At 63.9% G+C, this 22,811-nt stretch carries 16 protein-coding genes; 3 read left to right on the top strand and 13 right to left on the bottom strand.

Annotation, left to right across the window (positions count from 1 at the left end; translation table 11 throughout):
• Window positions 1-54 precede the first annotated feature (54 nt).
• A complete protein-coding gene (ffh, locus tag AB0N72_RS12760; protein WP_363930737.1) occupies window positions 55-1,635 on the bottom strand; it encodes a signal recognition particle protein in 1,581 nt (526 codons plus the stop codon).
• Window positions 1,636-1,805: 170 nt separating this feature from the next.
• Between ffh and AB0N72_RS12755 the strand changes: the two genes are divergently transcribed.
• Entirely contained in the window at window positions 1,806-3,206 is a 1,401-nt protein-coding gene (locus tag AB0N72_RS12755) for a glucose-6-phosphate dehydrogenase (protein WP_363930736.1), read from the top strand.
• An 81-nt stretch (window positions 3,207-3,287) separates the two neighbouring features.
• Here AB0N72_RS12755 and AB0N72_RS12750 read toward each other — a convergent pair whose 3' ends face one another.
• The gene (locus AB0N72_RS12750) at window positions 3,288-3,626 is read right to left on the bottom strand and encodes a P-II family nitrogen regulator (protein WP_017199639.1); all 339 of its coding nucleotides are present in this window, start codon (window positions 3,624-3,626) and stop codon (window positions 3,288-3,290) included.
• Window positions 3,623-4,954, bottom strand: a complete 1,332-nt coding sequence (locus tag AB0N72_RS12745; RefSeq protein ID WP_363930735.1) for an ammonium transporter — start codon at window positions 4,952-4,954, stop codon at window positions 3,623-3,625. The genes AB0N72_RS12750 and AB0N72_RS12745 overlap by 4 nt, the downstream gene beginning before the upstream one ends.
• A 262-nt stretch (window positions 4,955-5,216) precedes the next feature.
• On the opposite strand from AB0N72_RS12745, the gene AB0N72_RS12740 reads away from it, so the two are divergent.
• Window positions 5,217-6,440 carry an MFS transporter gene (locus AB0N72_RS12740; protein WP_363930734.1) on the top strand — a complete coding sequence of 408 codons (1,224 nt, stop codon included), beginning with the start codon at window positions 5,217-5,219 and terminating at the stop codon, window positions 6,438-6,440.
• Here AB0N72_RS12740 and ftsY read toward each other — a convergent pair.
• Together ftsY and smc are read right to left on the bottom strand one after the other, a co-directional pair.
• Window positions 6,433-7,638, bottom strand: coding sequence for a signal recognition particle-docking protein FtsY (gene ftsY, locus AB0N72_RS12735; RefSeq protein ID WP_363930733.1), 1,206 nt, complete (start codon window positions 7,636-7,638; stop codon window positions 6,433-6,435). The two genes, AB0N72_RS12740 and ftsY, sit on opposite strands and share 8 nt — an antisense overlap.
• Before the next feature lie 20 nt (window positions 7,639-7,658).
• Window positions 7,659-11,234, bottom strand: coding sequence for a chromosome segregation protein SMC (gene smc, locus AB0N72_RS12730; protein ID WP_363930732.1), 3,576 nt, complete (start codon window positions 11,232-11,234; stop codon window positions 7,659-7,661).
• A gap of 346 nt (window positions 11,235-11,580) precedes the next feature.
• On the opposite strand from smc, the gene AB0N72_RS12725 reads away from it, so the two are divergent.
• The gene (locus AB0N72_RS12725) at window positions 11,581-16,497 is read left to right on the top strand and encodes a DUF4082 domain-containing protein (protein WP_363930731.1); all 4,917 of its coding nucleotides are present in this window, start codon (window positions 11,581-11,583) and stop codon (window positions 16,495-16,497) included.
• A 9-nt stretch (window positions 16,498-16,506) separates the two neighbouring features.
• Here AB0N72_RS12725 and AB0N72_RS12720 read toward each other — a convergent pair whose 3' ends face one another.
• The 8 genes from AB0N72_RS12720 to coaD all read right to left on the bottom strand — a co-directional run bounded on the left by AB0N72_RS12720 (window position 16,507) and on the right by coaD (window position 22,800).
• Window positions 16,507-17,535 carry a hypothetical protein gene (locus AB0N72_RS12720; RefSeq protein WP_363930730.1) on the bottom strand — a complete coding sequence of 343 codons (1,029 nt, stop codon included), beginning with the start codon at window positions 17,533-17,535 and terminating at the stop codon, window positions 16,507-16,509.
• A complete protein-coding gene (locus AB0N72_RS12715; protein ID WP_363930775.1) occupies window positions 17,532-18,755 on the bottom strand; it encodes an MFS transporter in 1,224 nt (407 codons plus the stop codon). Before AB0N72_RS12715 ends, AB0N72_RS12720 begins: the two co-directional genes overlap by 4 nt.
• An 86-nt stretch (window positions 18,756-18,841) precedes the next feature.
• Window positions 18,842-19,561, bottom strand: a complete 720-nt coding sequence (locus AB0N72_RS12710; protein WP_363930729.1) for a hypothetical protein — start codon at window positions 19,559-19,561, stop codon at window positions 18,842-18,844.
• Window positions 19,562-19,669: 108 nt separating this feature from the next.
• Window positions 19,670-20,629 (bottom strand): bifunctional DNA-formamidopyrimidine glycosylase/DNA-(apurinic or apyrimidinic site) lyase, encoded by a 960-nt coding sequence (gene mutM / locus AB0N72_RS12705; RefSeq protein WP_363930728.1) that lies wholly within the window; start codon window positions 20,627-20,629, stop codon window positions 19,670-19,672.
• Window positions 20,630-20,635: 6 nt separating this feature from the next.
• The gene (gene rnc / locus AB0N72_RS12700) at window positions 20,636-21,346 is read right to left on the bottom strand and encodes a ribonuclease III (RefSeq protein ID WP_363930727.1); all 711 of its coding nucleotides are present in this window, start codon (window positions 21,344-21,346) and stop codon (window positions 20,636-20,638) included.
• Between the two features lie 23 nt (window positions 21,347-21,369).
• Window positions 21,370-21,573, bottom strand: coding sequence for a 50S ribosomal protein L32 (rpmF, locus tag AB0N72_RS12695; protein WP_011775139.1), 204 nt, complete (start codon window positions 21,571-21,573; stop codon window positions 21,370-21,372).
• Between the two features lie 33 nt (window positions 21,574-21,606).
• Window positions 21,607-22,134 (bottom strand): YceD family protein, encoded by a 528-nt coding sequence (locus tag AB0N72_RS12690; RefSeq protein WP_079582429.1) that lies wholly within the window; start codon window positions 22,132-22,134, stop codon window positions 21,607-21,609.
• A gap of 165 nt (window positions 22,135-22,299) precedes the next feature.
• A complete protein-coding gene (gene coaD, locus AB0N72_RS12685) occupies window positions 22,300-22,800 on the bottom strand; it encodes a pantetheine-phosphate adenylyltransferase (RefSeq protein ID WP_363930726.1) in 501 nt (166 codons plus the stop codon).
• Window positions 22,801-22,811: the final 11 nt, after the last annotated feature.

Raw genomic sequence — 22,811 nt, 5'->3', positions numbered from 1 at the left:
TCCTGGCCATCCCGGACGCCCCTGCTGCAACCGGGCGTCAGGAAGCCAGCGAGGTTACTTGCCGAGGAACTTATCGAAGCCCTTGGGAAGGTTGAGCGAGGACGGGTCGAAGTCCGCTGCGCCCTGGCCAAAAGCAGCCCCCGTGGGAGCAGCCGAGGCCGCGCTGGCCCGCTTGGCTTCGGCGTCGCGCAATTCCTGGGCCGCCTTGGCCGGGTTGCCGGACCGTGCCTTCTTCTTGGGAGCGTTCTTCCCGTTCTTGCGTCCACCGCCGGGGCCACCTAGACCAGGCATACCGGGCATGCCCGGCATGCCGCCGCCCTGGGCCAGCTTCTTCATCATCTTCTGCGCCTGGGCGAAGCGTTCGAGCAGGCCGTTGACCTCGGAAACATGGACACCCGAACCCTTGGCGATGCGCGCGCGGCGGGAACCGTTGATGATCTTGGGAGCCACACGCTCGTGGGGCGTCATGGAGCGGACGATTGCCTCGACGCGGTCAATCTCTTTTTCATCGAAGTTCTCCAGCTGCTGGCGAATGTTCTGCGCACCCGGCATCATCATGAGCATCTTCTTCATGGAGCCCATGTTGCGGATCTGCTGCATCTGGGCCAGGAAGTCGTCCAGGGTGAAGTCTTCCTGGTCGGCGAATTTCTTCGCCATCCGGGCGGCTTCGTCCTTGTCCCAGGCCTTCTCGGCCTGTTCGATCAGGGTGAGGACGTCACCCATATCCAGGATGCGGGAAGCCATACGGTCCGGGTGGAAGAGTTCAAAATCATCCAGGCCCTCGCCAGTGGACGCGAACATGACCGGCTTGCCAGTGACCGACGCAACCGACAGCGCGGCACCGCCGCGGGCGTCGCCGTCGAGCTTGGAAAGCACAATACCCGTGAAGTTGACGCCTTCATCGAAGGCCATCGCGGTGTTGACGGCATCCTGGCCGATCATGGAGTCGATGACGAACAGGACTTCGTTGGGGATGATCGCCTGGCGGATGCGGCGGGCCTGGTCCATCATCTCGGCGTCAACGCCGAGGCGGCCTGCGGTGTCGACGATCACGACGTCGTGCAGCTTCTGGCGGGCTTCCTCGACGCCGGCCTTGGCGACGGCCACCGGGTCACCGGCAGGGTGCTCGAGCTCGGACGTGGCGCCGGGGTGCGGTGCGAAGACCGGAACCCCTGCGCGCTGTCCAACAACCTGGAGCTGGGTCACGGCGTTGGGGCGCTGAAGGTCGCAGGCCACCAGCATGGGGCTGTGGCCCTGGGCCTTGAGCCACTTGGACAACTTGCCGGCGAGGGTGGTCTTGCCGGCACCCTGGAGGCCGGCAAGCATGATGATGGTGGGGCCGGTCTTTGCCAGGCGGATGCGGCGGGTTTCGCCACCGAGGATCTCCTTGAGTTCCTCATTGACGATCTTCACGATCTGCTGGCTCGGGTTCAGCGCTCCGGAAACCTCGGCACCCAGGGCACGCTCGCGGATGCGACCGGTGAACTCGCGGACCACGGACACGGCAACGTCCGCGTCCAGGAGGGCACGGCGGATCTCCCGGACGGTGGCATCGACATCGGCCTCGGTGAGGCGGCCCTTGCCACGAAGGTTCTTGAAGGTTGCTGTCAACCGGTCAGAGAGTGAATTGAACACGCGCCGCGCACTTCTTTCGATGGTCTGCGAATGGTGGCCGGTCCGGCTCACCATAGTCTTGACGATTCCTGCCCCAGCAAACATGTCTCAACCACGACAAATCTGCCTTAACCACGGGACTCGACTATCTAGGGTACCAAGTCACGCTGACAAGGTGGCATGCTGGCACAGTGACCAGTAAAACAACTGTAAAAACGCTGCTCATCCTCGGCGCGTCCGGGGACCTGACAGGCAGGCTGCTCCTGCCCGGACTTGCCGGACTCTTGGCGGCCGGGCGGGCCCCCGGGCTGAGGCTGGTGGGTGCCGGTTCGGACCCATGGTCACCGGAACAATGGCAGGAGCGGGTGAAGGGCGCCTTCGACGCCGCGTCAAAGTCAGCCGATACCGCCGGACGCGCGGCACTGGCCGCCGTTGCCGAAAGCACCGCCTACCACCAGGTGGACGTGACGGCGGATGGCCCATTGGCCGAGCTGCTGGCGCAGCTTGAGGGACCCGTCGCCGTGTACTTTGCCCTGCCCCCGCACGTCAGCCAAAAGGCGTGCGAGATACTGCACCCGGACCAAGTGCCTGCCGGCACGCGCCTTGTGATGGAGAAGCCCTTCGGCTCGGGCACTGAATCGGCCCGCGAACTTAACAAGACCCTCGCGGCATTGGTTCCCGAAGACCATATCCACCGTGTTGACCACTTCCTGGGCAAAGCGACAGTTCTGAACATCCTCGGACTTCGCTTCGCCAACAGGTTCCTGGAGCCCGTCTGGAACCGCGACCACATCGAAAAAATCGAGGTCGTCTTCGACGAGGACCTGGCACTGGAAGGCCGCGCGCGCTACTACGACACGGCAGGCGCCCTGAGGGACATGATCCAGAGCCACCTGCTGCACATCATGGCGTTCCTCGCCATCGATGCCCCGGCTACCATCGAGGAGCGCGACCTGCGTGACGCCGTGGCTACGGTCCTGCGTGCCAGCAGCATCAAGGCCCCGTACGGCGAATCCACGCGGCGGGCCAGGTATACGGCAGGGAAACTGGGCGAGCGCACCGTGCCGGACTACGCCGCCGAACAGGGCGTGGACCCTGGCCGCAACACTGAGACGTTGGCTGAGGTCCAGGTGGAGATCGACAACTGGCGCTGGGCGGGAGTTCCCTTCATTCTTCGCTCAGGCAAGGCCTTGGGCCGCCGGCGCAAGGAAGCAGTGATCACATTCCGGCCGGTGCCACACCTCCCGCAAGGATTTTCCGGCGTGGACTCCCCCAACCAGCTCCGCATTGGATTCGGCCCGGATGTCCTGCAGTTGGATGTCGACGTCAACGGTCCGGGAGATATCTTCACCTTGGACCGAGCCAGCTTGGTGGCTGAACTCAATGCGGCCGATCTGCTGCCCTATGGTGAAGTCCTGGAGGGAATCCTCACCGGCGACCCCTTGCTGTCCGTGCGCGGAGACACCGCCGAGGACTGCTGGCGGATCATCGAACCGGTTCTCCAGGCCTGGGAGAAGGGCGACGTTCCCCTCGAAGAATACGACGCCGGCAGCGCAGGGCCGGCGGCCTGGCCCACCGCCGTCGAGGACTGAAGCCAGCGGCAACGCACAGCGGGCCCGGTACCTTGATGGGTACCCGGCCCGCTTTTTGCCTTACTTGGACTGCATCAGGTCCTAGATCGCGGCTGCGCCGCGTTCACCGGTGCGAACCCTGACGGCTTCGTAGACGTCCACCGTCCACACCTTGCCGTCGCCGGCCCGTCCGGTGTTGGAGCTGGCGATGAGGACATCCAGGATGTCGTCTGCCTGCTCGTCCGTGGCCAGGACCTCGATACGGATCTTGGGCAGCAAATCCACGTTGTACTCAGCTCCGCGGTATACCTCGGTATATCCGCGCTGCCGGCCATAACCGCTGGCCGCGCTGACCGTCAGGCCCTGGACTCCGTAGGCTTCGAGGCCTTCGCGGACCGCTTCAAGCTTTTCGGGACGAACGATCGCCGTGATGAGCTTCATGCCTGGACACTCTCCTTGCCCTCTGCGGGTGCCTTGGTTGCGCTGGATTCGGACTTGCCGGTCATGGCCTCGTGCAGCGGCTGGAAGCTGCCACCGTGGCCGTTGACGCCGAACTCGTAAGCCGTCTCAGCGTGGAGGCTGAGGTCGACACCAACGTTCTCCTGTTCCGTGGAAACCCGGAAGCCCATGGTCTTGTGGATGGCCAGGGCGATGATGGCCGTCATGATGGCCGAGAATGCTATGGCGGTGCCGGCTGCTGCGAGCTGGGCCCACATCTGGGTCATTCCGCCGCCGTAGAAGAGGCCACCAGCTGTGACGCCCTCGCTCGGGACTGCGATGAAGCCCAGTGCCACAGTACCGATGATGCCGGACACGAGGTGTACGCCAACGACATCCAGGGAGTCGTCAAAGCCCCAGCGGAACTTGAGGCCGACTGCCAGGGCGGAGGCCACGCCTGCCACCACGCCGAGGCCCAGGGCACCTACAGGGCTGACATTCGCACAAGCCGGAGTGATGGCGACCAGGCCGGCCACGACACCGGAAGCGGCGCCGAGGGAGGTGGGGTGGCCATCGCGGATTCGTTCGGTGACGAGCCAACCAATCATTGCTGCAGCCGGAGCGGCGAGGGTGTTTACCCAGATCAGGCCGCCCTGTTCAGCCGTGGTTGCCGCACCACCGTTGAAGCCGAACCAGCCGAACCAGAGGATCGCTGCACCCAGCATGACGAACGGGATGTTGTGCGGGCGGTGGTTCGGGTCCTTGCCGAAGCCGCGACGGTTGCCAATGATGAGGACCAGGACAAGGGCCGCCACACCGGCGTTGATGTGGACCACGGTGCCACCGGCGAAGTCGATGGCCGGGCCAAGGGCCTTTCCGATAGCGCCTTCAGGACCGAACAGTCCCCCACCCCAGACCATGTAGGCCAAGGGGGCGTAAACGAGCGTGACCCACACCGGAACGAAGAGGCTCCAGGCGCCGAACTTCGCGCGGTCAGCAATCGCGCCGCTGATGAGTGCCACCGTGATGATGGCGAAGGTTGCCGCGTAGCCGACCTTGATGAGGCCGTCCGGCGTGCTGATTCCTTCAAGGCCGAAAGTGGCGAACGGGTTGCCTACGAGGCCGAGGAATCCTTCGCCCGAACTCATGGAAGCGCCCCACAGCACCCAGACGACGCCGACGATGCCGATGGAGATGAAGCTCATCATCATCATGTTCAAGGCTGCCTTGGCGCGTGTCATGCCGCCGTAGAAAAATGCCAGACCAGGTGTCATGAACAGCACAAGCGCCGCCGCCACCATGACCCATACGTGACCTGCGGTAAGTTCCATGGTGCACGTTCCTCTCTTGCTAGATCTGCGGTTCAACCGCTGTCCTGACGCCTTTTGCGTCCTGCTTAAGAGTTTTGTGCCGCCGTGTTTCACCTGCGCGGGTTTTATATTGCGGGCCGGTTACAACAACCTCCCCAACGTAAATGGTGCATATCTCCGACGTTACGGATATGTTTCAGGCGTCAGACATCATGGGAAATGCCCAGCTCCACGCCCTTTTGGCCTGGAAGCGCCCAAAAACCACCAGAAGGACCAGCACCGAATGACCGAGTTGCCCAGATCCATCAAAGCTCCAAGGATCCGGCAGGAAAAAGCCCCTCTGCCCCGGGACATCAAGGTGATGTTGGCAGCAGCCTTCCTGATTGCCTTGGGATTCGGGCTGGTAGCTCCCGTGCTCCCGCAATTCGCCACCACATTCGACGTCGGTGCCACCGCTGCGGCGGTGATCGTGAGCATCTTTGCTTTCATGCGGCTGGTCTTCGCGCCGGCTGGGGGTGCGTTGATCGGACGCTTCGGAGAACGGAACGTCTACGTCACGGGCCTGTTGATTGTTGCCGTGTCCACTGCAGCCTGTGCGTTCGCCCAGAATTACTGGCAGTTGCTGGTCTTCCGCGGCCTGGGCGGGGCGGGTTCTGTGATGTTCACCGTGGCAGCCATGGGCTTGCTCATCCGGCTCGCCCCGCCCGAACGGCGCGGACGCGTCTCCGGCGCCTATGCTTCGGCATTCCTGATTGGCAGCGTATTGGGGCCGGTAGTGGGTGGCCTTCTGGCAGGATTCGGATTGCGGGTTCCGTTCCTGGCTTATGCCGGCGCACTCCTTGCCGCTGCCTTGGTGGTCAGGACAATGCTCCGTGGTGACGGCAACGCAGCCCAGGACACCGGACACGCGCCGGCGATGCCGCTGAAGGAGGCATTGGCGGACTCCGCCTACCGTGCGGCCGTATTTTCCAGCTTCGGCAATGGCTGGGTAACCTTTGGCGTCCGCATGGCCACCATTCCGCTGTTTGCTGTAGCCGTCCTGGATTCGCGACCTGAAACGGCCGCTTGGGCCCTGGCTGTCTTTGCCGTCGGAAACGCCCTTGCCCTGACGTTCTCCGGCCGCCTGGCCGACTCGTGGGGGCGGAAGCCACTGCTGATCCCTGGACTGGTCATCACCGGCCTGGCAACTGGACTTATTGGCCTGACGACCGACCTCACGGCCTTCCTCATTGCCTCCGCTGTGGCGGGACTCGGCTCCGGCTTGCTGGGCCCGGCGCAGCAGGCCGCCGTCGCCGATGTCATAGGAAGGGGACGCTCCGGCGGCAAGGTGCTTGCCGTTTTCCAGATGGCTGCCGACACGGGGGCCATCATCGGTCCCGTCGTGGCAGGGCTGATGGCCGACCGCTTGGGCTACGGTTGGGCTTTCGGCATCACCGGAGGCGTGCTGCTGCTAACGGCCGCGGGCTGGTTGCTGGCCCGCGAGCCGTTGGCAGCACGCACTAGTTGAGCAGCGCGTCAACGAAGCTTTCTGCTTCAAACGGAGCCAGGTCATCCGGGCCTTCACCCAGGCCAATAAGCTTCACCGGGACGCCAAGTGACTTCTGGATGGCCACCACGATGCCGCCCTTGGCCGTGCCGTCCAGCTTGGTCAGCACAATGCCAGTGATGTTGACCACTTCAGCGAATACGCGTGCCTGGTTGAGTCCGTTCTGGCCGGTGGTGGCGTCCAGGACCAGCAGGACCTCGTCCACCTCCGCCAGCTTTTCAATGACGCGCTTGACCTTGCCGAGCTCATCCATCAGGCCGGTTTTGTTCTGCAGGCGGCCTGCTGTGTCCACCATGACCACATCGACTTCCTGGTCGATGCCGGCCTTCACGGCCTCGTACGCAACGGAGGCGGGGTCGGCGCCGTCGATGTCCGACTTGACTGTGGGTACGCCCACACGCTGGCCCCACGTCGCCAATTGTTCAGCCGCAGCGGCGCGGAAGGTATCGGCAGCGCCCAGCAGGACGTCCTTGTCTTCGGCCACCAGGACACGTGCCAGCTTGCCCACCGTGGTGGTCTTGCCAACGCCGTTCACGCCGACAACAAGCACGACGGCGGGACGGTCGGCTTTGCGGTCGACGTTCAGGGAACGGTCCATGCCGGGGTCAACGAGCTTGATGAGTTCTTCGCGGAGCATGGCCTTGACGTCCTCGGGACTGCGGGTGCCCAGGACCTTGACCCGCTCACGCAGGGCATCAACGAGCTGCATTGTGGGCTCGGTGCCGAGATCGGCAAGGAGGAGGGTTTCCTCCACCTCGTCCCAGACGTTCTCGTCAATCTTGTCGCCGGACAGCAAAGCGAGGAGGCCTTTGCCAAGGATGTTGTTGGACTTGACCAGGCGGGCGCGCAGGCGGGTCAGCCGCCCCTCCACCGGAGCCGGTGTGTCGATGGCGATGGTTTCGAGCCCCGCGGCGTCGTCCGGAACGCCGGCGCCGTCTACTGTTCCGTCGAAGGTGGGCGCTGGCGCCTTCACGGCATCCGGGCGGTCCTCCACCAGGGTCCCGCCGCTTGCTGCCGAGGACTGCAGGGGATCGTTGGCGTCCCGTGTTCCGGGGTACTTTGCGCCCGTCTTACGGGCTTTCATCAGTACCGGCACGAGTCCGCCGACCACTACGAGCGCAGCGAGAATGGACAGAATTATGGGTAGGAAATCGTTCACTCCCCTACCTTCTCATAAAGCTACGCCCCGGCACCGAGCCTCTGGCTGATGACGGTGGACACCCCATCGCCCCGCATCGTCACACCATAAAGTGCGTCCGCAACTTCCATGGTGCGCTTTTGGTGGGTGATCACTATGAGTTGGCTGGACTCCCGCAATTCTTCGAATATGGTGATCAAACGGCCCAGGTTGGTGTCGTCCAATGCCGCCTCAACCTCGTCCATGACGTAGAACGGCGAGGGCCTCGCCTTGAAGATGGCCACCAGGAGTGCAACGGCGGTCAGGGAGCGCTCACCGCCGGAAAGCAGTGACAACCGCTTGATCTTCTTGCCCGCGGGGCGCGCCTCTACCTCGATGCCGGTGGTCAGCATGTCATCCGGATCCGTGAGCACCAGCTTGCCTTCTCCCCCGGGAAAGAGCCGGGCAAAAACGTGGTCGAACTGGGCCGAGGTGTCGGCAAAAGCTTCAGTGAAGACCTGCTGGACCCTGTTGTCCACCTCTTTGATGATGTCCAGCAGGTCCTTGCGGCTGGACTTGAGGTCCTCCAGTTGCGAGCTCAGGAACTGGTGCCGTTCCTCCAGCGCAGCGAACTCTTCAAGCGCCAGCGGGTTGACCTTGCCCAGCGCGGCCAACTCGCGTTCGGCCTTCTTGAGCCGCTTTTCCTGCTCTGCCCGCACAAAGGGAATCCCTTCAACCACCGGCTCGCCATTCTCGTCCACGGGTGCCCGGAGCTCGGCCCACTTGTCCGTGGCAGAACCTGCCGGAAGCGGAACAGGCTTGTCCGGCCCGTAGTCGGCAATGAGCTGCTCCGCGGAAAGGCCCAGTTCATCGATCACCCGGGTTTCCAGGGCCTCGATCCGCAGGCGTTGTTGTGTTCGGGCCATCTCATCCCGGTGCACCGAATCCGTCAGTTCCGCCAGCTCCCGGGCCAGGGCTTCGTTGCCGGAGCGGACGTCCGAAAGCTCCTTTTCGAGGAACTCACGCGTTTGTTCGGCCTGGTCGCGCTCCCTGGCAGCCAGATCCACGGATACGTCGAGGTAGCGGAGGCTCTGTTCCACCGCCGACACCACAGCGGCAGCACGTTGGGCCTGCGCCCTGCGTCGTAGCGCCCTGCGCGCGGCCTCTTCACGCGCCCGGCGCTCTGTGGCCGCGGCACGTTCCAAGGAGGCCGCACGGTTACTGATGGCACCCAACTGCTCCTCGGCGGTGCGAAGGGCCAGCCGGGCTTCGGTTTCAAGGGCACGGGCGGTCCTTGCCTCAGCGGCGAGTTCATCGCGTCGATCGGTGGACGGTTCCTCGTCGGGGACCTCCTGGGCGGCTGCAAGGCGCTCAGCGGCAACTTCCAGGTCCAGCTGCGCCTCTGCGATGTTGGCTTCCGCTTTAGCCATGGAGGCCGCAAGGCGATCGCTCTCGCCCACTGCGCTGCGAAGGACGGAGTTCAGGTGACCCAGGCGTTCCGCCACGGCCGCCAACCGGGCGTCGGATTCGTGCAGCCGTTCCAGGGCAGCATCCGCGCGGTCCTGGGCTTCGGCGCGGCGGGCCTGGGCGCCGGCCAGGGCGAAGCGGCCCCGCTCCAAACGGGCGGTGACCTCCTGGATGCGGGCATCGGCGTCGTCCACGGCTGCCTGGACTTCAAGCAGCGAGGGGGCCGTCGCTGAGCCGCCCAGGACGGTCAGCGCTGTAACGACGTCGCCTTCGCGGGTGACAGCCTTGAGCGTCGGCTGGCCGCCGACCAGCGCCGCGGCCGTCCGCAGGTCATCGACGACGACGGTCCCGGCCAGCAGCCCCAAGGTACCGTGCGCTGCCGGGTCGGCGATCTTCACGACGTCGGCCGCCCAACGGCAGCCTGCGGGCAGATCGACGGTATCCGAGGCGGCGTCCCCGTCGGGTGAACCGGCCAGGAGCAACGCTGCGCGGCCGGCGTCGTCTTCCTTCAGCAAGGCTATGGCCGCAAGGGCGGCGTCCGCGTCGGCAACCACAAGGGCATCCGACGCGCTGCCCAAAGCTGCGGCTATGGCGGCCTCGTAGCCGGGCTCGATGCTGACCAAGCCCGCCAGTGGCCCCAGCACGCCTTGAGCCGAGAGCAGATGGCCGGAGCCGTCCTTGCGGTTGAGCCCCAGCTGGAGGGCATCGCGCCGGGCAGCCAGGGCGTCCCGTTCGCGGACAGCCTCCCGCTCGGAAGCCTTGAGCTCCTCAATTTCCCCGAGGACTGCGTCCAGGGCCGCGCTGGCTTCCTCATATTCAGCGTCAAGGCTCTCTTCGCCGTCCTCAACCCCTGCCACCTGCGCTTCAAGGGCCGCGAACTCGCTCTGTGCCTGGCGGCGCCGCTCATCGCCGGCGCCCAAGGACTCCCTCAGCCGGCCGCGCTCGGCCTCGGCAGCCTCCGCCCGTGAGCGGGCGGCAGCAAGCTGTCCGGCGAGCCTGGCCAGACCCTCACGGCGGTCGGCAGCGGCCCGCAACATGCCAGTAAGGCGTTTGTCCTCGGCGGCTGCGAGCGCTTCAGCGGCATCCTTGGCGACGGTCGCTTCAAGGAGTGCCGCCTGTTTGGCGAGGATGTCGTGTTCCAGGGCCGTTTGTTCTTCCCGGACCCGCGCTGCCTGACGTTCGAGGTGTTCGGGATCGCGGCCAGATTCGGCGGCGGCTTCCGATGACCCCAGCAGCCGCTTGCGTTCGGCGGCCAGCGAGCCCAGGGAACGCAGGCGCTCCCTGCCGGCGGAGAGCTGGTACCAGTTATCGCGCGCGGCGTTCAGGCGCGGGGTTGCCTCCGCTGCCCGCTGTTCCAGTTCGGCTTGTCGTCGGCGTCCCACACCCAGCCCGGCTTCCACTACCTGTCGCCGTTCCTTGAGGGCGGCTTCGTCCGCGACGTCCTGTTCAAGGGTGGTTGTCAGTTGCACGAGGTCATCGGCCAGGAGGCGGGCGCGGGCATCACGGACGTCGAACTGGACAGTTTGTGCACGACGGGCGATTTCGGCTTGCTTGCCCAAGGGCGTCAGTTGTCGTCGGATTTCGGCAGTAAGGTCGCCAAGCCGCGCAAGGTTTGCCTGCATGGCTTCGAGCTTGCGGACAGTCTTTTCCTTGCGTCTGCGGTGCTTAAGGATGCCTGCGGCCTCTTCGATGAAGCCCCTGCGGTCTTCGGGCGTGGCGTGCAGGACGCGGTCCAACTGGCCTTGTCCGACGATGACGTGCATTTCCCGGCCCAGTCCGGAGTCGGAGAGGAGTTCCTGGATGTCCAAGAGCCGGCACGGCGCACCGTTGATTGCGTATTCGGATCCTCCCGTGCGGAACAGGGTCCGGGAGATGGTTACTTCGCTGTACTCGATGGGAAGTGCGTTGTCCGCGTTGTCGATGGTCAAGGAGACATGCGCCCGGCCGAGGGGCGGACGGCCGGAGGTGCCGGCGAAGATGACGTCTTCCATTTTTCCACCACGCAGTGTCTTGGCACCTTGCTCGCCCATCACCCAGGCGAGGGCATCCACGACATTGGATTTGCCGGATCCGTTGGGACCGACGACGGCGGTGACGCCGGGTTCGAAGTCGAACGTCGTGGCCGACGCAAACGACTTGAATCCGCGGACAGTCAGACTTTTCAAATGCAAGGCGCTTCGGTTCTCCTGGGTGGCCCGGGTGTTTGTATCCCCCAAATCTACTGCCGTTCAGCCGGAATCCACGGATCTGGTGCGGGAAAGCCTTGCGGCAGGCAAGCCGCACCCCTACACTCCTGCCAAGGGTTACTTGGTGGATTCGTTCCGGTGATCCAGCTTCGGCTTGAACTTGTGTTCGGCCTTGGCTGGATCCGGTCCCGAAGTAGGAACGCCTTTCCGCAAGGGAAACCTGTTTGCATAACTGAAGATCTTGGTTTGACCCTGGCTGGGGAGCGGCAAGCTGGGCCTGCGTGCAACGCAGGCCCGTCATCGCAATTGGCGTACCAGTCCAGGAGTTCTCATGCCCGGTCCTTCAGCAACCCCATCGCAGCGGGCCCTCAAGGGTTTCCTCTTCCCTTTGGTGCTGGCAATGGTGGCAGCCTTGCTGCCCCTGTCCGCGCCGGCAGCTGTGGCGGCAGGTCCTTGCGACCCCGTTGTCAACGCTGTGGTGTGCGAAAACTCCAAACCGGGCAGCCCACCCTCGGAATGGGACATTGATGGCGCTGGGGACAGCACCATCCAGGGCTTCTCCACTGAGATCAGCGTCAATGCCGGCCAGCCGATCCGCTTCAAGATCGACACGAAGGCTCCCAGCTACACCATCGCGATTTACCGCACCGGCTGGTACGGCGGCAACGGTGCCCGCAAGATCGCCGATGTCACGCCGTCGATCCTCCGGCAGACCCAGCCCGCTTGCAAAAGCGATGTCACCACCGAACTGTATGACTGCGGCACCTGGGCTGTCTCAGCGACCTGGCAGGTGCCCGCGACCGCCGTCTCCGGAGTGTATATCGCCCTGTTGACGCGACCGGATACGGGCGGACAGAGCCACATCACCTTTATTGTCCGCAATGACGGGAACCGCTCGTCTATCGTTTTCCAGACCGCGGACGAGACGTGGCAGGCCTACAACACGTATGGCGGCGCCGACTTCTACCAGGGTGCCGTCAACGGCCGGGCCTACAAGGTCAGCTACAACCGTCCCGTGAATACCCGCGACGGCATTGGAGGCAGGGACTTCTACTTCGCCAACGAATACCCCATGGTGCGGTTCCTGGAACAAAACGGGTATGACGTCAGCTACATCAGCGGCCTTGACGTCGACCGCAATGGTGCGGAGTTGCTGAACCACAAGGTATTCCTTTCAGTTGGCCATGACGAATACTGGTCAGGCCCCCAGAGGGCCAGTGTTACTGCAGCCCGCGATGCGGGCGTCAACCTCCAGTTCCTCTCCGGCAATGAGATGTACTGGCGCACGCGGTTCGAGCCCTCCTCGGTGGACGGCGGCGCGGGCCGGACCCTGACTTGCTACAAGGAAACCTGGAGCAACGGGAAGATCGATCCCACCAGCCAATGGACCGGCACGTGGCGGGACCCCCGCTATGCATCCCAGGCCAATGGCGGCGGCCTGCCGGAAAACGGGTTGACGGGCACGCTGTATATGTCCAATTACACGGACCTGCCTGTGACCGTTTCTGCTGCTGAAGGGAAGTCACGGCTGTGGCGCAATACCTCGTTGGCTTCCCTGCCTGCGGGTTCCACTGCCGCGCTGGCACCACACACTGTGGGCTACGAATCCGACGAGGACCTGGATAACGGCTTCCGCCCATCAGGGTTGATCCAGCTGTCCACGACAGTTGGCAGCGTCAGTGAGTATCTCCAGGATTACGGGAACACGGTTAAGCCCGGAACCACCACCCATCACATCACCATGTACCGGGCAGCCAGCGGGGCGTTGGTCTTCTCGGCAGGCAGCGTCCAGTGGACGTGGGGGCTGGACCAGGAACACGATGGTACCGGCGCCGCGGCCGATATCCGCATGCGGCAGGCCCAGGTGAACCTTCTCGCCGATATGGGCGCGCAGCCGGCAACCCTTGCAGCAGGACTTGTTGCCGCGAGCGCGAGCTCGGATCTGACCGGCCCCACCGTGACCATTACCGCCCCTGCGAACGCCGCAACCATCGCACACGGCACCAACGTGACGGTCACCGGAACAGCGACGGACACCGGCGGCGTTGTGGCCGGCGTCGAAGTTTCGACCGACGGCGGTACCACCTGGCATCCGGCCCAAGGCAAGGGAAGCTGGACCTACAGCTACATCCAGAAGGGTTTGGACACCGCTTCGATCCAGGTGCGTGCCGTTGATGACAGCGCCAACATCGGGGCTGTGGCCACCAGGAACCTGACCCTCACTGGACCGTACAGCGTCTTCGGCCAAACGGTTCCTGCGACAACGGACTCCGGAGACGGCGGTGCCTACGAAATGGGCCTGCAGTTCACGCCCTCAGTGAATGGCTTCGTCACGGGCGTCCGCTTCTACAAGAGCACGGCGAACACTGGAACGCACACGGGTTCCCTGTGGAGCTCCACCGGTACCCGTCTGGCGACCGCGACGTTCACCAACGAGACCGCATCGGGCTGGCAGAGCGTGCTGTTCAGCCAGCCGGTCTCCGTTTCCGCCGGCCAAAAGTACACGGTCTCCTACTGGGCTCCGAAGGGGCATTACGCCACGAAGGACTACCAGTGGGCCAGTTTCGGCTTCAATGACCCGCCCCTGAAGGTTGCCGGTGGCTTCGGAGCCGAACCTGCGGGTGTCTACAACACATCACAAGGCTTCCCGACAACCAGTTTCAATGGCGGCAACTACTTTGTCGATGCCGTTTTCAGCACTGTGGATACGTCTCCCCTGACCGTAACCGGGCAGTCTCCCATCCCGTCGTCGTCGTCCGTCGCAGTGACCACCAAGGTCAGTGCCTCGTTCTCCAAGCCGGTTACCGCGTCCAGCGTCCAGCTGTCCCTGAAGTCCTCGAGCGGTCCCGTGGCTGGCACTACGACTTATGATGCGACCACACGCAAGGCAACATTCACGCCAAGCTCGCAGTTGGCCTTCAGCACTGTTTACACCGCCACGTTGGCGGGCACCGACAGCACCGGAGGACAGGTCACTTCCGGCGGCACGTGGACCTTTACCACCGCTGCCACGGCATCTGTGCCGGGTTCGTGCCCGTGCAGTCTCTATGACGACTCCGTCACCCCCGGCATTGCGGAAATTCAGGACGGCGTGCCGCTGACCCTTGGTGTCCGGTTCACGAGTGTTTCCGCCGGGCAGGTAACGGGTGTCCGCTTCTACAAGTCAGCGGGCAACACCGGGACGCACACCGGCGCACTCTACACAGCCGGCGGCCAGCAGCTGGCGACGGTGACCTTCGCCAACGAGAGCAGCTCCGGATGGCAGACAGCCATGTTCAGCCAACCCGTCCAGATGGCTGCCAACACTGAGTACATTGCCAGCTACAAATCACTCACCGGCGCCTACTCGGCAACCACCAACGGCTTTGGGTCAGGGATGAGCGTGGGTCCGCTGCGGACAGTCTCGGACGCTGGGGCCTATAGCTACAGCAGCGACTTCCCCTCGTCGCGGTCCACCAGCAGTTACCTGGTGGATGTGGTGGTCACGATTTCGGCTCCTCCGTTCACCGTCGGCGGCCAATCCCCGATCCCGAACGCCTCGAGCGTCCCGCTCAACACAACTGTCAGCGCAGTTCTTTCCGAAGCAGCTGTTGCCTCGAGCGTCGCGTTGACCCTCAAGACGGCCGCTGGTGCTTCGGTTGCCGGTACAACCACCTATGACACCTCCACCCGCAAGGTCACGTTCACGCCTGCCGCTGCCTTGGCGGCGGGTACGTCCTACACGGCTACGGTCACTGCGACGGCGGCGTCCGGACAACCGATGTCCTCCGGCGGTACCTGGCAGTTCACTACGGTCCAGGCTGCGGGTACGCCCGGTTCGTGCCCGTGCACCCTGTACGAGGACACGGTGACCCCGGCCACCCTCGAAGTCGACGACGGCGTGCCGCTGACCCTGGGGGTCCGGTTCACCAGTGACACGGCCGGACAGGTGACCGGCGTGCGCTTCTACAAGTCGGCCGGCAACACGGGCACCCATACCGGCTACCTCTACACGGTTGGCGGACAGGTCCTGGCGACAGTGACGTTCACGAACGAGTCCAGCACCGGTTGGCAGACGGCCACGTTCAGCCAGCCAGTGAACATCCAGGCTGACACCGAATACGTAGCTGCCTACAAGACGCCCACCGGAAAGTACTCCTACACCTCCGGAGGCTTCGGCGATGGCTATACGCGGGGACCGTTGAAGACCCAGCCGGACTCCGGTGCATACTCCTACAGCAGCGACTTCCCGAACACGGCGTCCACGGCGAACTACCTGGTGGACCTGGTCTTCACCGTAGCCGTCCCGCCGCTGACAGTCACTGCGCAGGTGCCTGCCCCTGGAGCCACTGCGATTCCTTCGGACGTGAAGCCGTCCATCACGTTCTCTACCGCCATCAATCCGGGTGCCACGTTCACGTTGACCGCGAACGGTTCTTCCGTGGCGGGAACAGCAGCATTGTCAGCTGACGCGCGCACCATCACGTTCACGCCGGCCGCTGCCCTTCCCGCCAACACCCAGATCACTGCCAATGTCTCGGCCGTTGCCACGCCCCAAGGGCAAACCCTGCCCCCGACAACATGGCAATTCACCACGGCAGCAGCAGCAGTCCAGCAATCCACGATCTTTGGCTCGTTGCTTCCACAGGTTGCCGCCAATTCCGACTCCCTTTCAGTGGAACTGGGCACGGCCTTCACGGTGTCCCAAACCGGCAACGTGACCGGCATCCGCTTCTACAAGGGAACCGGGAACACGGGAACCCATGTCGGCTCGCTCTGGAACGCCGCCGGTACCCGGCTGGCGCAGGTGACATTTACGAATGAGACAAGTACGGGCTGGCAGACCGCCACGTTGGCCACTCCCGTAGCGTTGTCGACCGGCCAGACCTATGTGGTGTCCTACCGTGCACCAAATGGCCACTACGCCTCCACCCAGGGTTTCTTCAACCAGACGTGGACCAGCGGAGTGTTCACCGCTTCGGGACCCAACAATGGCCGCTACCGGTACGGCTCCGGCGGTGTGATGCCGGCCAACTCCTGGAACGCCACGAACTACTTCGTGGATGTGGTGTACTCCACCGCAGCTCCGGCACAGCAGGCGGCCTCACCGTCACCGTCGCCAACGGCGACGGCGACAGCAACACCCACCCCGACACCGACGCCGACTGCAACTGCGACGTCGACAGCAACTGCCACTCCATTACCAAGTCCGTCAACCAGCCCAACACAATCAGGCGGCCTCGTGTGCGGATTGCTTCAAATCTGCTGAGGTTCCGTGTCAGCGGACAACGCTGGGCGACCAAGCATGGGCGATGAACATGCTTGGTTGCGCGGCGGGATCCGTTCCCAGCTTCCAGATGTTGCTGTCACCATCAGTGGATTCATCCGGAAGCCCGTACAGAAGCGTCCGGTCATCCAGCCATTCGAGCTGGTCGTCCACACTGCGCTTTTCGGCAAGGACGGTTTCGCGTCCCGTAGCGAGGTCAAGGACCGCGACGTTCCAGTGGGCCGCCAGCGCACCGCCGTCGTTCTTCTTGTAAGCGATCCGGGTACCGTCAGGTGAGATCGAGGGGCACTCCACGTTGTCATGGACGGCGGTCAGGGTCTTGGCGGACAAGCTTCCGCGCACCAGCCAGATACGTCCGGAGGCGGCCGCCGTGGCGTAGAAGGCATCGGGCTGGCCCGGCACGAAGGTCACACCCCAGATGTTGCGGTCGGTGGCCTGCAGCCGCTCACCGTTGACCAGCAGGGCGAAGTCCTCGAGGTTACCGGACGTACCCCCGGGAACGGTGATCTCCGTGGCAGTGGAAAATCCTGCCGTGGCGTACGAGTGGCCCGTAACGAACACCGTGGTGGCGATCCTTGAGCCGTCGGGACTGACCCGGGTCCTGCTGGGTATTCCGGGCAGCGGCCAGGACTTTTGTTGCTCCCAGGTCCGGCTCAGCAGCTCAGCTTCGAAAGTGGTGACCAGTCCCCTGTTCGTGCGCAGGCAGACGACGCTGTCCCGGGAACCGTAGACGCGGTCGCATTCCTCCCCGCTGATGGCCCTGTTGCCACCAGGATCCGACAACGGAACCGTTGCGGCGTTTCCGTAGCCCTGCCCGGAGGCGGTGTTCCGGAACAGCACGAACGGGGTTCCGGGAAGCTGCCCTCCCGCCGAGGTCCCCACGGACGAGGCAGCCGTCCGGCTCTCTTCGAATCGCTGGTACGCCCCCACTGCATAGGCGCCGGCAGCGACCAGCACCAGCACCGTGACCACCAGAAGCGCGCTCCACCGCACCTTCCCTTCGGCAGCCCGATCCTTCATGCGCCGTCGCTCGCGGTGGCTGGGGCTGCGGGCTTGGCCCCACGGAGGATGAAGAACACAGCTACGACAACGCAGGCCAACAGCACGGCCGCCACCACCATCGCGGCCGACGCACCCACCGCGTACCACAGCACCCCAAACCCGGCGGATGCCGTCATTCGGCTCAGTGCCACCACAGTCTGTGCAGAAGCGATGCCGGTAGCAAGCTTGCCGGACGGCGTCAGCTGGCTGGCCAAGGCGGCCAGGACGCCGTCGGTGCCTGCATAGAACGCGCCCAGCAGGATGAGGCAGCCCAGTGTTGCCCACAGCCCCCCGAAGGGTGCCGCCGCCAGCATGTAGGCGGCCAGCAGCGCACCATGCCCGGCGATGAATACCGGAACCTTCCCTACCCTGTCCGCCAGCCTGCCCATCGGAATGGCCAACGCCAGGAACACCACGTTGGTACCGACGAACAGCAGCGGAAACCACTGGACGGCAAAGGAATCCCTGTCCTGGAGCACCAGATAGATGAACCCGTCCCCAATGGTCGCCAGGCCCAAGAGCCCTGCCGCGATCAGCAGCTTGCCCAAGCCTGGTTCCTTCAAGTGCCTCCAGGAGAAGGCGAAGAGACGGCGCCCCTGCGGCGCCTCCGCTCCTTTGAGCGCACGGGCCTGGACGTCGGGGACCACCAGGGCAAGGACCGCAACGCCAATCACCGCGAAGGCCAACGACACCACGAACACGGTGCTGAACCCGTTGGGAATCAGCAGAAGCACGAAGAAGGCGATCAGCGGCCCCGCGGCTGCGCCGATGTTATCCAGCATCCGGTGCACGCCAAAGGACCTTGCCAGATGCTGGGGCTGCGCTGAAACGGAAATGAGCGCATCCCGGGGAGCCGTCCGGATTCCCTTGCCGATGCGGTCACCGGTGACGATCGCCGCGATCGCCCAAAAGCCCCCCGCGAAGAGGAAACCGATCCTGGCAACCATGGACAGGCCGTAACCGGCCAAAGCTATCCGCTTCGGATGGCCGCTGTGGTCGGAGGCCCAGCCGGCAGCGATGCGGACGATGGCACTGGCACCTTGGTTGATGCCGTCAATGAATCCGAAGGCGATGGTGGACAGACCCAGGAAACCCGTGACATACAGGGGCAGGATCGCCGAAACGGATTCCGAGGAAACGTCGGTCACCATGCTGACAATGCCAAGCCACAAAATGACCGGGGACAAGCGGAACGGCACCTCATTGGAAAGTGCCGTCCCCATGCCGTTCGGCTTGTCCCGTTTACCGCCGTTGCGGTCCGAAAGGGAAATGTACATCGGTGCCCTCAGTCCGCCGTCGTGTGCAGGCTACCCAAAAGCTGGAAGCGTGAGCTGCCGGTCCCCGTTGTCAAAACCGAAACCGTCACGGTATCTGTTCCCCTCACGAACCGGGCAGCCATGGCACCCTCTGCAGCGGGAGCATCTTCAGACCAGAATCCATGGGACACCAGTGAGTCCCGGAAGGAACCCAACACCTGGGCCTGTGGCTTGTCGATAATCCCGTCAGCCGCGACCTGGAGGGTGTTTCCGGAGGTCGACACCGAGGTTGAACCAATGGTGGTACCGGCCGGCAGGGTGAGGACCCCGGCGGGCCAACCGTCCACCACTTCACCCGCGGCGGTACCGGGTGCCGGCAGGGCTCCAGTGATGAGTGGGGCGGGAGCAGTGGGCTCGGGCAGCCCTGTAGGTGTTGCGGTAACGGGGGGAAGGACTTCCAGCGGCTGGCCCCCGGAAGGCGGGGAACCGGCGTCGCCACCGCCTCCAGCACCCCCGCCCGCTGAAGGGTCCGACGCCGGGCTGCCGGAGGCCGGCGCCTCGGCGCCTTGCGAAGTGGACCCGGCGGAAGCGGTGGACCCGGGGCTGGTGGAGCCGGGGCTTGGGCTGGAGGAGGCAGTAACCTGCGCCGAGGGCCCTGTCTTCACCGCCATCTGGTCAAAGAGGATTGCGACGGCGGCGATCAGCACAGCGAGGCAAATGCCCGCAATGACCAACCGCCGCGTCATCATGGCGTCTCCGCAAGGACGGCGTCCGGCCCTGCTGTGGCGATGTACCGCGCCAAGCGTTTCATGGGGACAGTCTGCCATTCACGCCCCGATTCCGGAACAGTTTTGGCGCTACCAACGCCCGTTCCGTGGCCGTGGCTGGCAGGCCGGGCAAGTGTAGGAGGAACGGTTCATGAATTGTTCCCTCTTGATGACGCTCTGGACGCCCTTGGCGGCACATCGCGTGCAGTATTCACCGGCCCGCCCGTAGGCGTTGAGGGAGCGGGCAAAGTACCCGGAATCGCCGTTGACGTTGACATAAAGGGAGTCAAAGCTGGTCCCGCCGGCAGCCAAAGCGGCGTGCATGACGTCCTTGACGGCAGTGATGAGCCGCTCTGCATCTGCCCGCCGCAAGGTGTCGGTAGGCCGCGCATAGTGGAGCTGCGCCTGCCAGAGGGCCTCGTCGGCGTAGATGTTGCCGATACCCGAGATGACGCCTTGGTCCAAGAGGGCACGCTTCAGGCCGGTCTTCCGTTTTCTGACGTCTTTGTAGAATGCGTCGAAGGAGAAGAAGGGGTCCAAGGGATCCCTGGCTATGTGCGAGGCCTCTTCGGCGATCTCCGGCAGGGGCGTCTCGCCCAAGCCCCCGGGCCCTTCGTCCTGGGTCGGCACAAGCGAGGTCACGAAGAGTCCGCCGAAGATCCTCTGGTCCACAAACCTCAGTTGCTCGGGCATGCCCTCCACAGGGCTCAGGGAGATCCTGACCTTGAGGTGTTTTTCGTCCGGCACGTCCGGGTCCTGCATGAGCAGTTGCCCACTCATTCCCAGATGCGCCATGAGCGCCACCTTGGGCAGGGGCTCATCATCGGTGGCGGACACGCCGTCCATGGACAGCGGCATCCAAAGGAACTTTCCGCGCCGAACGACGTCAAGGACCGTAGCGTGCTCGAGGTTCCCCACAAAGTCTTCGGTCCCCAGGGCATGGCGCCGTATGGAGCGTGGATCGAGAACCTCGACGGCGGTGATGGTCCGGCCCCGGACCCACTTGGCCAGCCCGCGGCGCACCACTTCTACTTCGGGAAGCTCAGGCATGGGCGCTCAGGCGGAAGCGGGACCGGCAGGACTGCTGTCCAGGGCGGTCAGGGCGCGCCAGGCGTCAGCGGCCGCTTCCTGCTCGGCTTCCTTCTTGGAGTGCCCGGAACCGCGACCGTACGGCGTTCCGCCGATGTTCAGCACAGCTTCGAAGGTCCGCGCATGGTCCGGACCAGAACCTTCCACAGCGTAGTGGATGGCACCCAGCTGCCGGCTGGCAGTGAGCTCCTGGATGCTTGTCTTCCAGTCAGTCCCCGCCCCCAGGGCGCCAGCGTCCTTCAGGAGCGGTCCCACCAGGCGCATCACGAGCTGGCGTGCGGTTTCCATGTCGTTGGACAGATACGTCGCACCAATCAGCGCCTCCATGGTGTCAGCAAGGATGGAGGCTTTGTTTTTGCCATCGGTGAGCTTTTCGCCCTGCCCGAGGTAAATGAACTCGCCGACGCCGATCTCCCTGCCGATACCGGCCAAGGCACGCGTACTGACGACGGCGGAGCGCCGCTTGGCGAGTTCGCCTTCGGGCAGCGTGGGGTTCTCACGGTAAAGGGAATCGGTCACGGAAAAACCCAGGATGGAGTCGCCGAGGAACTCGAGGCGCTCGTTGGTCGGGATCCCGCCGTTCTCATACGCGTATGAGCGATGTGTCAGAGCAAGACGAAGCGTCTCGGTGTCAATGGAGACACCGAGACGCTTCAGAAGCTCTTCAGTTGAAGACATCCTTAGTCAGCCTCTACGGCAGATTAGGCGTCTGCGACCTTGCGGCCCTTGTATTCAAGGAACAGCGCGGTGCCGGCAGAGTCAGTAACGACCTTTGCCTGGTGCGGCAGGCTGTAGGTAACCTGACCGTTTTCGATGGTCTTGACCAAGTTGGGGGCAGTTGCCTTCCACTGGGCACGGCGGGCGCGTGTATTTGCGCGAGACATTTTCCGCTTGGGAACAGCCACGGCTATCTCATTTCTCTCTTAGACGAACACTTACTAATCGGTTTGCCGGTCAGTCTTAGCCAGATCAGCTAGGGCAGCCCAGCGAGGGTCAATGACCTCGTGGTGGTGCCCCGGCTCGTCTTCCAGGCGCGCTCCACATTCGGAGCACAGACCCTGGCAGTCTTCCCGGCACACCGGCTGGAACGGCAGCATAGTGACAACTGCGTCCCGCAACACCGGCTCAAGATCGATTAGATCGTACTCGACTCGACGTTGCTCTTCATCGTCTTCTTCAGCGGAAAGCTCAGCGCCTTCGTAGAAGAAAAGTTCTTGCACATTGACCTCAAGGTCATACGCAAGGGGATCCAGGCATCGACCGCATTCGCCGGTTACTTCGACGATCGCGGATCCGGATACCAGAATTCCTTCGTGTACGGCCTCAAGACGAAGGTCCAGCTCGATGTCCGAGCCTTCTTTTACGCCAATGAGCGCCACACCAAGGTCACTTGGCGCAGGTACATGCTCGTTGAGTGTCCGCATGGTCCCTGGACTGCGTCCAAGGTCCTTGACTACCAGCGCCAAGGGCGAACTTGCATCTCGCTTAATGAGAACTCCTGTAGAACATATGACCGACGTACCATCTTAGCCTGATCACGCTTGAGGACTCAAACCGACACCGGGCGCGCGCAAAAGCGCACTGGTTTCAACTTGGGGAACTCTGCGTGAGGGCGCAGGTACCCCATAAGCCTACCCCTTGCGGGGCGGTTCAATGGGCGGCTCGCCTGCAAGGAGCCGCTTCAACACCGATTTGGGCACGAAGTCGGAGATGTCGCCGCCGAGGACACTGACTTCCTTGATCAAGGTGGAGGACAGGTGCACGTAATGGGCTTCGGCGGGCAGAAAGACGGTTTCGACGCCGGTCAACTGGCGGTTCATAGTGGCCATGGGCAACTCGTAGTCGAAGTCCGAGGAAGAGCGCAGGCCCTTGACGATTGCCGAAATCCCCCTGTGGCGGCAGTACTCGGCCAGCAGGCCTTCTCCCATGGGTTCGACGATGATGCCCCGCAGGGACGCCAAGGTTTCGCGGGCCATCTCCATACGGTCCTCAAGGCTGAACCGGTACTTCTTGGCGTAATTGGTGGACACGGCAACGATGACTTCATCGAACAGGCCGGCGGCCCGGGCAATGACTTCGAGATGTCCGTTGTGGATAGGGTCAAAGGATCCAGGGCATACCGCGCGTCTCATGAGACGAACCT

The sequence above is a fragment of the Paenarthrobacter sp. NPDC089307 genome (assembly GCF_040685055.1).
Taxonomy (GTDB): Bacteria; Actinomycetota; Actinomycetes; order Actinomycetales; family Micrococcaceae; genus Arthrobacter.
This window is presented reverse-complemented; position numbering and strand designations above follow the sequence as displayed.

Coding starts and splice junctions, on each gene's coding strand:
- AB0N72_RS12750 (WP_017199639.1), bottom strand. CDS start 3,626: ATGAAGCTCATCACGGCGATCGTTCGTCCCGAAAAGCTTGAAGCGGTC.
- AB0N72_RS12745 (WP_363930735.1), bottom strand. CDS start 4,954: ATGGAACTTACCGCAGGTCACGTATGGGTCATGGTGGCGGCGGCGCTT.
- AB0N72_RS12740 (WP_363930734.1), top strand. CDS start 5,217: ATGACCGAGTTGCCCAGATCCATCAAAGCTCCAAGGATCCGGCAGGAA.
- AB0N72_RS12725 (WP_363930731.1), top strand. CDS start 11,581: ATGCCCGGTCCTTCAGCAACCCCATCGCAGCGGGCCCTCAAGGGTTTC.
- AB0N72_RS12720 (WP_363930730.1), bottom strand. CDS start 17,535: ATGAAGGATCGGGCTGCCGAAGGGAAGGTGCGGTGGAGCGCGCTTCTG.
- AB0N72_RS12710 (WP_363930729.1), bottom strand. CDS start 19,561: ATGATGACGCGGCGGTTGGTCATTGCGGGCATTTGCCTCGCTGTGCTG.
- mutM (WP_363930728.1), bottom strand. CDS start 20,629: ATGCCTGAGCTTCCCGAAGTAGAAGTGGTGCGCCGCGGGCTGGCCAAG.
- rnc (WP_363930727.1), bottom strand. CDS start 21,346: ATGTCTTCAACTGAAGAGCTTCTGAAGCGTCTCGGTGTCTCCATTGAC.
- coaD (WP_363930726.1), bottom strand. CDS start 22,800: ATGAGACGCGCGGTATGCCCTGGATCCTTTGACCCTATCCACAACGGA.